At 72.2% G+C, this 12,303-nt stretch carries 11 protein-coding genes; 5 read left to right on the top strand and 6 right to left on the bottom strand.

The features are described from left to right. The first annotated feature begins 124 nt into the window (after positions 1-124). Complete coding sequence (locus tag ITJ68_RS15130) at positions 125-1,537, top strand: MFS transporter (protein WP_194662351.1); 1,413 nt, start codon at positions 125-127, stop codon at positions 1,535-1,537. Between the two features lie 217 nt (positions 1,538-1,754). Continuing rightward, a complete protein-coding gene (locus ITJ68_RS15125; protein ID WP_228505645.1) occupies positions 1,755-2,546 on the top strand; it encodes an endonuclease/exonuclease/phosphatase family protein in 792 nt (263 codons plus the stop codon). A gap of 879 nt (positions 2,547-3,425) precedes the next feature. Here ITJ68_RS15125 and ITJ68_RS15120 read toward each other — a convergent pair. From ITJ68_RS15120 to ITJ68_RS15110, 3 genes are read right to left on the bottom strand one after another with little or no spacing between them, the layout of a single operon-like run. Next, positions 3,426-4,097, bottom strand: coding sequence for a methionine ABC transporter permease (locus tag ITJ68_RS15120; RefSeq protein WP_194662349.1), 672 nt, complete (start codon positions 4,095-4,097; stop codon positions 3,426-3,428). Beyond that, on the bottom strand, positions 4,094-5,152 hold the full coding sequence (locus ITJ68_RS15115; protein WP_194662347.1) for a methionine ABC transporter ATP-binding protein: 1,059 nt from the start codon (positions 5,150-5,152) through the stop codon (positions 4,094-4,096). The genes ITJ68_RS15120 and ITJ68_RS15115 overlap by 4 nt, the downstream gene beginning before the upstream one ends. Further along, positions 5,152-6,102, bottom strand: a complete 951-nt coding sequence (locus tag ITJ68_RS15110) for a MetQ/NlpA family ABC transporter substrate-binding protein (RefSeq protein WP_194662345.1) — start codon at positions 6,100-6,102, stop codon at positions 5,152-5,154. The genes ITJ68_RS15115 and ITJ68_RS15110 overlap by 1 nt, the downstream gene beginning before the upstream one ends. A 233-nt stretch (positions 6,103-6,335) precedes the next feature. Here ITJ68_RS15110 and ITJ68_RS15105 point away from each other — a divergent pair, with 233 nt between their 5' ends. Then, complete coding sequence (locus tag ITJ68_RS15105) at positions 6,336-6,830, top strand: 2'-5' RNA ligase family protein (protein ID WP_194662343.1); 495 nt, start codon at positions 6,336-6,338, stop codon at positions 6,828-6,830. A gap of 50 nt (positions 6,831-6,880) precedes the next feature. Here ITJ68_RS15105 and ITJ68_RS15100 read toward each other — a convergent pair whose 3' ends face one another. From ITJ68_RS15100 to ITJ68_RS15090, 3 genes are all read right to left on the bottom strand, one after another. Next, entirely contained in the window at positions 6,881-8,119 is a 1,239-nt protein-coding gene (locus tag ITJ68_RS15100) for an FAD-binding protein (protein ID WP_194662341.1), read from the bottom strand. 181 nt (positions 8,120-8,300) lie between these two features. Further along, on the bottom strand, positions 8,301-9,791 hold the full coding sequence (locus ITJ68_RS15095; RefSeq protein WP_194662339.1) for an MDR family MFS transporter: 1,491 nt from the start codon (positions 9,789-9,791) through the stop codon (positions 8,301-8,303). Between the two features lie 99 nt (positions 9,792-9,890). Next, positions 9,891-10,172 (bottom strand): acylphosphatase, encoded by a 282-nt coding sequence (locus tag ITJ68_RS15090; RefSeq protein WP_194662337.1) that lies wholly within the window; start codon positions 10,170-10,172, stop codon positions 9,891-9,893. A gap of 148 nt (positions 10,173-10,320) precedes the next feature. Here ITJ68_RS15090 and ITJ68_RS15085 point away from each other — a divergent pair, with 148 nt between their 5' ends. Further along, complete coding sequence (locus ITJ68_RS15085; RefSeq protein WP_194662335.1) at positions 10,321-11,019, top strand: NUDIX hydrolase; 699 nt, start codon at positions 10,321-10,323, stop codon at positions 11,017-11,019. A gap of 11 nt (positions 11,020-11,030) precedes the next feature. After that, complete coding sequence (nadA, locus tag ITJ68_RS15080) at positions 11,031-12,302, top strand: quinolinate synthase NadA (RefSeq protein ID WP_194662333.1); 1,272 nt, start codon at positions 11,031-11,033, stop codon at positions 12,300-12,302. Position 12,303 lies beyond the last annotated feature (1 nt).

The following is a 12,303-nucleotide window of genomic DNA, read 5'->3' as shown; positions in this document are numbered from 1 at the left end:
CCAGCGTTCCACGCTGCAGAACCTCGCGCCAGGGGCAGCGCCAGGGGCAGCGCCTGGCGGCGCTGGCGGCGCCTGGCGGCGCCTGGCGTCACCGTGGCGGACCCAGGCATAGCATTCCTGGGACATGACGACGACGACATCGGCCAGACGACGCACGGGCAGCACGGCGGTGGCGGTGCTCGTCGCCGGGACGTTCTTCATGGAGCTCCTCGACGGCACGATCCTCGCCACCGCGGCCCCGGCGATGGGGCGGGACCTCGGGGTCGACTCGGCGGCGATCGGCATCGCGATCACCGCCTACCTCGTGACCCTCGCCGTGCTCATCCCGGTGAGCGGGTGGCTGACGGACCGGATCGGCTCGCGGACGGTGTTCGCGGCGGCGATCGCGGTGTTCACCGTCGCCTCGGGGCTGTGCGCGCTGTCCACCGGCCTCGTCGACCTCACGCTCTGGCGGGTCCTGCAGGGCGTCGGCGGCGCGCTGATGGTGCCCGTCGGGCGGCTCGTCGTGCTCCGGAGCGCCGGCAAGGACCAGCTCGTCACGGCCATCGCGATCCTGACCTGGCCGGCCCTGGCGGCACCGATCATCGCGCCGTTCATCGGCGGGGTGCTCGTCGACACCCTCACCTGGCACTGGATCTTCCTCGTCAACCTGCCGCTCGGGGCGATCGCGTTCGTCGCCGCGCTCGTGCTCGTGCCGCAGGAGCGGGCCGCCCAGCGCGTGCCGTTCGACTGGCTCGGGTCGCTGCTCGCGTGTTTCGGTCTCGGCGCCCTCGTGGTGATGGCCTCGCTGCTGGCGCTCGACACCGTGCCGGTGGTGGCCGTGGTCGTGTCCGGTGTCGTCGGAGCGGTCTGCACGTGGCTCGCCATCCGGCACTTCCGCCGCGCGCCGCACCCGATCATGGGGCTCGACGCGTTCCGGCTCGAGACCTTCCGGGTGTCGCACGCCGGCGGCAGCCTGTTCCGTCTGGCCGTCTCCGCGGTGCCGTTCGTGCTGCCGCTGCTGTTCCAGGACGCCTGGGGGTGGTCGGCGCTCGAGGCCGGCAGCGCCGTGCTGTTCGTCTTCGTCGGCAACCTCGGCATCAAGCCCGCGACCACCCCGCTGCTGCGCTGGTTCGGGTACCGGCCCGTGGTCATCGTGTCCGCCGGGGTCGCCGCGCTGACCGTCGTGGCGATGGCCTTCCTGACGCCGGACACCCCGTTCTGGCTGCTCGCCGTGCTCCTCGTGGTGAGCGGAGCCGCGCGGTCCGTCGGCTTCACCGCGTACAACACGATCGCCTTCGCCGACGTCGAGCAGGCCGACATGACCCCGGCGAACACGCTGTCCTCGACGCTGCAGCAGACCGCGGCCGGGTTCGGGGTGGCCGTCGCGGCCGTGGTCATCCGGGCGGGCGCCGGGCTCCAGGGCTCCGGGGCCTACGCCGTCGCCTTCTGGGTCATCGCCGCGCTGCTCGTCGTGGCCCTGGTCGAGGGCGTGCTGATGAGCCGCTCCGCCGGCGAGGCCATCCGTCCTGCCCGTCGGCAGCGGGTGCGGGCCTGACCGTTCCCGCACCGGTCGTGCAGACGGGCGCCTGTCCGCGCGCTCGTCACGCGGACGCCGGCGCGGGCGCGGGCGTGTGCGGGCGCCTGTTCGCGCGCTCGTCACGCGGACGAAACCGCCAGCCGATACAGTCACAGCAACTGCTTGCCGACGCCGAGTACCGTTGCGCCGGCAGACTGAGCGGGACGCAGGGACCCGGCTCCGGAAGGAAGGCAGCATGCCCGTGCCAGACCACGAGGGGACCATCCCGATGGACACCGACGTCCAACCCACCGCCATCCGCGTCGTCAGCTACAACCTGCGGGAGCACACGGCGAACAGCGAGCTCGCCGCCCTCGCCGAGTCGTCCCAGGCCGACGTGCTCTGCGTGCAGGAGTGCGACAGCAACGACCTGGCGCCGTCGATCGGCGGCCTGACCCTCGCTGCGTCGACCAAGGCGAACCGCCTCGGCCTCGCCATCTACAAGCGCGACGACCGCTTCGAGCTCCGGGACTTCCGCGTGCACTCGCTGCAGAAGTCCCTGCACGACCGGGTCCTCGCACCCGCGCACGAGCGGCTCATCGCCATGCACCTCCGCGACGCCGAGGCCGACACCGACGTCATCGTCGCCTCGTTCCACGCCTCGCCGCTCACCGCCACGAACTCGCTGCGCCGCAAGCAGATCGAGGCCGCGCACCAGTTCGTCCGCGACCTCTCGAGCGAGGCCCCGGCGATCATGGTCGGCGACTTCAACTACCCCTGGTTCCAGACGAACCTGCGCCGGAAGATCGAGTCGCACGGCTTCGCGCTGTCGCTGTCGGACCAGCCGACGTACCTGCGCTACCGCAAGTTCACCGGGCACTTCGACTTCGCCACGAGCGTCGGACTGCACATCGCCGGCGTGGAGACCCTGCCCGCCGGCATCTCCGACCACCGGCCGATCCTGGTGCGGGCGCACTACGAGACCTCGGCGGCTGCCGGCGCGGGCTCGTCCGCCACGGGCGCCGTCGCGGCCGACCCCGCCGCCTGACCCACGCCGCCCGCCCTGCCCCTCTCGCCCGCCCGGTTCGAGTGGTCAGGACACCCCGCTGGGTGGTCGCCGAGCGGGCGCAGCCCGTCGCTCGGCGACGCTCCGCCCGACGTCCCCTGACCGCTCGGCGGACCTGAGCGGGGCGTCGTGACCGGTCGGCGGGCCGCAGGGTGCGGTTCGGGCGCGCACCGAGCCTCCCGTCCTCACCAGCGCGAGTGGGCGCTGCTCGTCGCTCCACAGCCGGGAGGCTCGGTGCGGCCCCGCCGCACCGGCGCGAGTGGGCGCGACACCCCGTCGGGTGGTCGCCGAGCGGGCGCAGCCCGTCGCTCGGCGACGCTCCGCCCGACGTCCGCTGACCGCTCGGCGGACGTGAGCGGGGTGTCGTGACCGGTCGGCGGGCCGCAGGGGGCGGGACGAGCGTGCGTCGAGCCTCCCGTCCGGATCGCGTCAGTGAGATCGCACTTCGTGTCGCCGGGGGTGCGGGGGAGGCGGCACGAACTGCGACCTCACCAGCGCGAGTGGGCGCCGCTCGTCGCTCCGCAGCCGGGAGGCTCGGTGCGGCCCCGCCGCACCAGCGCGAGTGGGCTCGACACCCCGTCGGGTGGGCGCCGAGTGGGCGCAGCCCGTCGGTCGGCGGCCTCGCGGCCGACGACGAGCGACCGCTCGCCGGACGTGAGCGGGGTGTCGTGACCGGTCGGGAGGCTCGGCGTGGCCCCGCCTCGCCCGACCGCCCGACCGCCCGACCGCCCGACCGCCCGACTGCCCGCCCGTCGCCCGTCGCCCGACCGCGCCAAACCGCCGGGTGAGATCGCAGTCCGTGTCGCCTCCGGATCGGGGGAGGCGACACGAAGTGCGATCTCGGCGCAGTCTGCGCCCGCGTCAGCGACGGAGCGTCGCGCGCGCCAGGCGGTTGCCGACGAACTGGCCGAGCTGCACGATGACGACGATCGCGGCCACCGAGACGTAGACGATCCACCAGTCGTAGCGCTGCGAGCCGTAGGTGATCGCGTACTCGCCCAGGCCGCCGCCGCCGATGAGCGCACCCTGCGCGGTCATGTCCACGATGCCGATGAAGATGAACGTGTACCCGAGGATGAGCGGCCCGAGGCCCTCGGGGATGAGCACGGTCAGCAGGATCGACACCGGGTGCGCGCCGGAGGCCCGTGCGGCCTCGACCACGCCGGGGTCGACCGACAGCAGGTTCTGCTCCACGATGCGGGCGACGGCGAACGACGCCGCGAGGGAGATCGCGAACGTGACCGCGGGCACGCCGATCGTGGTCTGCACGACGACGCGGGACAGTGGTGCGATCGCGGCGAGGAAGATCACGAACGGGATGGGTCGCACCAGGTTCACGAGCAGGTTGATCACCGTGTACGCGGTGCGGCTGCCGAGCAGGTTGCCCGGCCGGGTGGCGTACAGGGCGAGGCCGAGCGCCAGGCCGATGAGCCCGGCGATCACCAGCGAGACGATCGACATGACGATGGTGTCGCGCACCGACGACAGGAACACGTCGAACGTGTCGATCACGCTCTGGAAGGAGTTGTTCATCGTCCGTCCTCCTCATCGGTGGTGACACCCGCGGCGCGGAGTGCGGAGACCGCGGCGTCGACCGCGCCGGACCCCGGCCCAGCGCCGGCCCCGGCGTCGGCCAGCTCGTACGTGAGCGACCCGATCCGGCGCTCCCGGATCTCGCCCACGCCGCCGTAGACCAGCTCCGCCGTGACGCCCGCGGTGCGGAACGCCTGGTCGATGCGGTTCTGCAGCCCGGCCTCGTCGGTGATCTGCACCGTGACGAGGCGCCCCGGGTGCCGTTCCCGCAGCCGCACCAGCGTCTCCGCGGAGGGCCGGTCGTGCAGGGCGGTGCGGACGAAGCGCTGCGCGGCCTGGGTCTGCGGCGTGGAGAACACGTCGTAGACGTCGCCGACCTCGACCACGCGGCCCTGCTCCATGACGGCGACCCGGTCGGCGATCTGCCGGACGGCGTCCATCTCGTGCGTGATGACGATGATCGTGACGCCGAGCTCCCGGTTCACCCGGCGGAGGAGCGCGAGCACCTCCGAGGTGGTCTCCGGGTCGAGCGCGCTCGTGGCCTCGTCCGCCAGCAGCAGCTCGGGATTGGACGCCAGCGCCCGGGCGATGCCGACGCGCTGCTTCTGCCCGCCGGAGAGCTGCTCGGGGTAGGCGTGGGCGCGGTCGAGCAGCCCCACGAAGTCGAGCAGTTCGGCCACGCGTCGGTCCCGCTCGTCCTTGGCGACACCGGCGACCTTGAGCGGGTACGCCACGTTGCCGGCGATGGTGCGGGAGCGGAACAGGTTGAACTGCTGGAAGATCATCCCGATCCGGCGCCGGGCCAGACGGCGGTCCCGCTCGGGGATCGCCGTCAGCTCCTGGCCGGCGACCGTGACCGTGCCCGCCGTGGGCAGTTCGAGTGCGTTGACCAGGCGGACCAGGGTGGACTTGCCGGCGCCGGAGTACCCGATGACGCCGAGGACCTCACCCTGTTCGACGTCGAGGGTGACGTCCTCGACGGCGGCGACGGTCTCGCCGGTGTCGGCGCGGCGGTAGCTCTTGGAGACACCGCGGAGTTCGACGAGGGCAGCCACTACTTCGTTGCCGCCTTCGCGTCCTTCTCGACCGCCGAGAGCTCCTGCTGCAGGGCAGCGGGGCTCTCGTCGCTCGGCACCGCGTCGGGGTAGTCCTTCGCGAACACCTCCTGCACGGCGTCGTCCTGGAACAGCTTCGCGAGCGCGAGGTAGGTCGGGTTGTCCTTGTCGGCGTTCCGCGCGGCGAACACGTTCACGTACGGGGCAGCCGAGGCGCTCTTCGGGTCGTCCTGGAAGATCGCGTCCTTGGTGTCGAGCCCGGCGGACGTGGCGAAGTTCACGTTGACGATCGAGCCCTCGACCGAGCCCTGCTGCAGCGCGTTCGCGGTCTGCGAGGCGTCGAGCGGCTGGACGTCGACCTTGTGCGAGGTGATGTCGGCGACCGTGGAGAACGCGTTGCCGCCGTCCTTGAGCTCGAGCAGCTCGGCCGACTGCAGCACCAGGAGCGCACGGGCCTCGTTGATGGCGTCGTTCGGGATCGCGATCTTCGCGCCCTCGGCGAAGTCCTTGACGTCCGAGACCTTGGTCGAGTACAGCGGCAGCGGGTAGACGGCCGTCGCGCCGATCGGCTGCAGGTCGTCGTCCGAGGTGACGTTGTAGTTCGCCAGGTACTGGATGTGCTGGAACTGGTTGAGGTCGACCTGCTCGTCCTTGAGCGCGGGGTTCGGCAGCGAGTAGTCCGAGAAGTTCTTGAGCTGCACGGTGACGTTCAGGTCCTTCTTCGCCAGGTCCACGTACGTCTTCCAGTACGGCAGGGACTTGTCCGAGACACCGATCGACACGGTCTTCGGCGCTGCGCTCGACGCGGACCCGGCGGTGTCGTCGCCACCGTTCCGGACGGCGACCACGACGATCGCGACGATGATCGCGACGACGACGACCGCGGCGGCGACGATCCAGCCGATCGGGCGCTTGCGCTTCGGCTTGGCGGGCAGTGCGGGTGCGGTCATGGGGTGCTCCTCGTGGGTCGGCGGGGTCACACGCTCGTGGACTGACCACGAGTGTGGCCGCCGACGGGAGCACGGTCGACTTGCGTTCCGTCGTGTTACGCGCAGCCGACGCGGCGCACGGCAGCCCACGCGGAGCCCGCGCAGCCGACGCGGCAGCTCCACGCGGAGCCCGCGCAGCCGACGCGGCAGCTCCACGCGGAGCCCGCGCAGCCGACGCGGGCAGACTCGGACGGGTGCGCAGCATCGAACTCGTCCTCGACGGCCCCTCGGACGCGGCGGTGCGCGCGCTGTGGCAGACCCTCGTCGCCGCGGAGCTCCCGAGCCTCGGCCACTCCGGCACGAACGACCCGCACGTCACACTCGCCGCGGGGGAGACGCTGCCCGTCCCGACCGAGGTCGACGCCGCCCTGCCCGAGGCCCTGCGCGTGGCCGGTGTCCTGCTCTTCCCCGCCGGCCCCGGGCGCCACGTGCTCGGCCTCGGCGTGGTCGTCGACGAGCCGCTCGCCCGTTTCCACCGCGCGGTCCACACCGCCGCTCCCGGGTCCCTCGACTCGTCGCTCCCCGGCCGCTGGGCCCCGCACGTCACCCTCGCCCGCCGCATCCGCGACGTCGACCTGCCCGCGGCGCTCCGGGTGCTCACCGCCGACGCGCCCCTGCCCGAGGTGCTCACCGTCGGCGGCCTCCGCCACTGGGACGGCGACGCGAAGGTGGTCACCCCGCTGCCGTGAGCCGCGTGGCGGACCGGTGGCGGGCCTCCCGGCCGGTCTGGAGGCTCGGATCAGGCCCGCAGGACCCGCTCACCGAACGCCGACGCGAACGTCCGGTGCGGGTCGGCCCGCGCGATGAGCGCGCGGACGTCCGGCAGACGCGGGTAGAGGGCCTCGACCGCGTCGCCGTCGAGGGAGCTCATCTTGCCCCAGTGCGGGCGGCCGCCGAGGGGAGCGAGCCGGGCCTCGAGGTCGGGGAGCAGGGCGGCGACCTCCTCGGGGTGCTTCTGCCAGGTGAAGGCGATGCAGAAGGTGTCCTCGCCCTGGGACGGGCTGAGCCACAGGTCGTCGGTGGCCATCGTGCGGAGCTCGGCGACGTGCAGGTGCGGCTGGATGCGGTCGGCCAGGCCGCGGAGGGCGTCGAGCGCCGCCGCCGCGTGGCGGAGCGGGACGAAGTGCTCGCTCTGCACCTCGGAGCCGTGCGAGGGGACGGAGTCGATGGGGAAGTGCGGCAGGCGGTCCCACCACGGGCCGACGGAGCCGTCGCGTGCGGTGTGGTGGTCGTCGCCGGGGGATCCGGGCAGTCGCGGGACGCCGAACAGGGTGTCGGGGACGTCCTCGGTCGTGTCGACGCGGGACTTCACGAGGACCTCGCTGACCTCGTCGCCGAACCGGGTGTAGGCGCAGACGGAGTAGCCGGCGGCGTGGATCTCGGCGGCGTGGTCGAGGAACGTGCGCCAGGGGAACGGGCCGTAGGTGTCCTGGCGCATCCGGTACGCGGGTTCGACGTCGAGCGTGACCCGGGTGACGATGCCGAACAGCCCGAGGTGCAGGACGCTGCCGGCGAAGTCGGCGTCGCCGCGGCGGAGCGTGCGGGTGCTGCCGTCGGGGCCGACGACCTCGAGTGCCCGGACCGCGGTGGACAGCGAGCCGAGGGTCGTGCCGGAGCCGTGCGTGCCGGTGGCGATCGCACCGCCGACGGAGATGTGGGGGAGCGACCCCATGTTGTGCAGGGCGAGGCCGGCGGCGTCGAGCTCGGGGGCGACCCGGCCGTAGCGGGTGCCGGCGCCGAGGGTGACGGTGGTGCCGTCGTCACCGATCACCAGGTCGGTGGGGACGCCGGTCAGGTCGAGCAGCACGCCGGGGGTGTCAGCGACGTCGTTGAACGAGTGGCGTGTGCCGAGCCCGTGGACGCGCGGTGCCCGGGCGACGACGCCGGCGACCTCGTCGAGGGAGGTCGGACGGACGACGCGCTCCGCGGTGTAGGTGACGGTGCCGGACCAGTTGAGCTCGCTCGTCATCGAGTGCATGCGCCCACGATGCCACCTGCCGGTGTGCGGCGGGGAGGCGCATGCGGCGTCGGCTGGCGCCGCACAACGGAAACCGGCTCGATCCGCGGATGTCCGTGGTTCGAGCCGGTTCGGGTGGTGCGACGCCGATCTGCGCCGCAGCCGCAGCCGCAGCCGCAGCAGCCGCAGCCGCCGCCGCGCGCTAGTGCGCCATCGGGGGCGTCGGGGCGCCCTCGGGGACGACGGGCTTCCGCACGAAGCAGGCCGCCAGGATCGTGAACAGCGAGATGATCCCACCGACGAAGAACGCGGTGCGGACGCCCGAGGACGTCGCCTCGGCCAGGCCGTCCGCGCCGGAACCCGCAGTCGCCGTCGCGGCGCCGATCGTCAGGAGCGTGATGAACAGGGCGGTGCCGGCAGCCCCGGCGAGCTGCTGCGCCGTGCCGAGCACCGCGCTGCCGTGCGAGTAGAGCTTCGGGGGCAGGCCGCCGAGCGCCGCGGTGAACAGCGGCGTGAAGCTCAGCGCGAGGCCGATGCTCAGGACGACGTGTGCGGCGAGGACGAACCACACGTCCGTGTCCGTGCCGACGGTCGACAGCGCGAAGAGCACGACGCTGATGATGACCGCGCCGGGGATCAGGAGCACCCGGGGACCACGTCGGTCGTAGATGCGGCCGACGATCGGGGACAGCAGCCCCATCAGCAGGCCACCGGAGAGCAGGAGCAGTCCGACGTTCAGGACCTCGAGCCCGAGGACGCGCTCGAGGTAGATCGGCAGCAGGATCAGCGTGCCGAGCATCACCAGGAAGCTCAGGCCCATCCCGACGATCGGGACGGTGAAGCCCTTCGTCTGGAACGTGCGCAGGTCGAGCAGGGCGCTGTCGGTGCGCTGCAGGCGCGTCTGCCGGACGATGAACAGCGCCAGGCCGACGGCGCCGACGACCAGGGCGGTGACCGGCATGACCGGGCCGGTCGTCGCGATCTCACCGATGCTGGACAGGCCGTAGACGATCCCGCCGAACGCGAACGCCGACAGGATGACGGAGACCACGTCGAGCGGCGCCTTGCGCGGGGTGCCGACGTTGCGGACCTTCACCATGCCGAGGATCAGCGCGGCGACGGCGATCGGCAGCACGAACCCGAACAGCCACCGCCACGAGAACGCGTTGAGGATCAGGCCGGAGATCGTCGGGCCGACGGCGGGGGCGACCGAGATGACGATCGAGATGTTGCCCATCACGCGGCCGCGGTGCGCGGGGTCGATGAGGGTCAGGACGGTGGTCATGAGCAGCGGCATCATGATCGCGGTGCCGCTGGCCTGCACGATGCGGCCGATGAGCAGCACGGAGAACCCGGGGGCGAGCAACGCGATGAGGGTGCCGGCGGAGAACAGGCTCATCGCCCAGACGAACACCGGCCGGGTGTTGAAGCGCTGGATCAGGAACCCGGTGATCGGGATGACGACGGCCATCGTCAGCAGGAAGCCGGTCGTCAGCCACTGCCCGGTCGCGGCGCTGATGTCGAGGTCGTCCATGAGCCGCGGCAGGGCCACGCCCATGATCGTCTCGTTGAGGATCACGACGAACGCCGAGACCAGGAGCAGCCCGATCACGAGTCGGTCGTCGGCCGCGGACCGCACCGGAGCGGGCTGCGACCCGGTCCGCTGAGCGGTGTCGATGGCGTGGTCGGTCATGTGTGGCTCCGAACGAGAGTCGATGGGCAGTGCCACCGTTGCAGCACCTGAGCGTTCTCGATCATTCCGCGACGCGCCGATCGATCTCGGTCTGGCCGCTCAGCGCAGGATGTCGAACCGCTCGGTGTCCCCGTGCGGGACGACCGGTCGCGTCGACACGTCCGTCACGGTGGCGGCCGGCGGACCGGTGCGGAGCATCTCGACCAGGGCGTCGACGGCGGCCGACGGCCCCTCGGCCTCGACCTCCACCGTGCCGTCGAAGAGGTTCCGGGCGTACCCCGCGAGTTCGAGCCCGTCCGCCTTGCGTGCCGTCCACCAGCGGAAACCGACCCCCTGGACCGTCCCCGCGACGACGACGTGCACCCTGGTCACCGTTGTCATGTCGCCAATGTAGGCGGCCTGGGTTTCCCGCCGGTCACCGCCGTGCTTCCGATGGATGTCGGAGTGTTTCGACCAGGTGTCGCCGCGTGTCGTGGACGGTGATAGTGTCCTGTCAACCCCAACACTTACAGTCAGGATGACCTGAAGCATGGACGACACCGGCATCCGCCTCGCGGTATCCACCGTGATCGTCGCGCTGCGCCCCCATCCCGACACCGGGGCGCCGGCGCTGTGGATGCCGTTGGTCCGGCGCACGGCCGAGCCGCACGAGGGGTCGTGGGCACTGCCCGGCGGGTGGGTCGGTGCGGACGAGGGGCTCGAGGACTCCGCAGCCGCCCGGCTCCGTGAGACGACGAACGTCCAGCCGCGCTACCTGGAGCAGCTCTACGCGTTCGGTGACGTCGGCCGGTCCCCGAGCCGGGTCGTGTCGATCGTGTACTGGGCCCTCGTCCGTCCGGCCGAGGCCAGCTCGGTGCCCGACGACTGGAACGTGCGCTGGTTCCTGGCGGACGAGCACCCGCCGCTCGCGTTCGACCACGACCGCATCGCCGAGTACGCCCTGTGGCGGCTCCGCACGAAGATGTCCTACTCCCGCATCGCGCAGGCGTTCCTCGGCGACCGCTTCACCCTCGCCGAGCTCCGGGGCGTGTACGAGGCCGTGCTCGGTCGCACGCTCGACCCCGCCAACTTCCGGCGGCAGGTCGCGCAGTCCGACGCGGTGATCGCCACCGACGAGACCACGAGCGGGGACCGGCACCGTCCGGCCCGCCTGTACCGCTCGAACCCCGACCTGGCCTACGCGGACAACGGCCCGCTGCAGTCCGGCCCCACCACCCGCACGACCTGACGGGAACCACCGTGTCCATCGCCACCACCATCGAACTGATCTCCAACGGCCGCGCCGAGGGCAGCACCTGCACGCCCGACCTGGCGATGCCGACGTGGGACTTCGACGCCCGCCCCGGCTACGGCCCGGGCTCGTCGATGTCCGACGTCATCCCGACCACCGCCCCGCGCCAGGGGGTGCTGCCGGAGGAGTACAAGCAGGCGCCGGTCGAGGAGCTGCACGCGCGCATCGAGCGGGCGAAGGCGACGCTCGGCGACCGGGTCGTCGTCCTCGGGCACTTCTACCAGCGCGACGAGGTGGTCCGGCACGCGGACTTCCTCGGCGACTCGTTCCAGCTCGCCAACGCGGCGCTCACCAAGCCCGACGCCGAGGCGATCGTCTTCTGCGGCGTCCACTTCATGGCCGAGACCGCCGACATCCTGGCCCGTGACGACCAGCGGGTCATCCTGCCGAACCTGGCCGCCGGGTGCTCGATGGCGGACATGGCCGACATCGACAGCGTCGAGGCCGCGTGGGCCGAGCTCGAGGCCGTCTACGGCACCGAGCCCGACGCCGACGGCCGCGTGCCGGTCATCCCCGTCACGTACATGAACTCGGCCGCCGACCTCAAGGCGTTCTGCGGTCGGCACGGCGGCATCGTGTGCACCTCCTCGAACGCGGCGACCGTGCTCGAGTGGGCGTTCGAGCGGGGCCAGCGCGTCCTGTTCTTCCCCGACCAGCACCTCGGCCGGAACACCGCGAAGGCGATGGGCATCAGCACCGACCTGATGCCGATGTGGAACCCCCGGCTGCCGGGTGGCGGCAACACCGCGGCGGACCTGCTCGCGGCCAAGGTCGTCCTGTGGCACGGCTTCTGCTCGGTCCACCGGCGCTTCACCGTCGACCAGATCGAGCAGGCACGTCGTGACCACCCGGGCGTGACGGTGATCGTCCACCCGGAGTGCCCGATGGCCGTCGTGGACGCCGCGGACGTGGCCGGCAGCACGGACCTGATCCGGAAGACCGTCGCGGCGGCCACGGAACCGACGACCTTCGCGATCGGCACCGAGATCAACATGGTCAACCGGCTGGCGGCGGAGTACCCGCAGCACACGGTCTTCTGCCTCGACCCGGTCGTCTGCCCGTGCTCGACGATGTACCGGATCCACCCGGGCTACCTGGCGTGGGTGCTCGAGGCGCTCGTGCGCGGTGAGGTCCTCAACGAGATCGTCGTCCCGGACGCGGTCAAGGCGGACGCCAAGGTCGCGCTCGAGCGGATGCTGGCAGCGAAGCCGAGGGCCTGAC

Origin of the sequence: Curtobacterium sp. VKM Ac-1395 (assembly GCF_015350975.1) — a bacterium.
GTDB lineage: Bacteria > Actinomycetota > Actinomycetes > Actinomycetales > Microbacteriaceae > Curtobacterium.
This window is presented reverse-complemented; position numbering and strand designations above follow the sequence as displayed.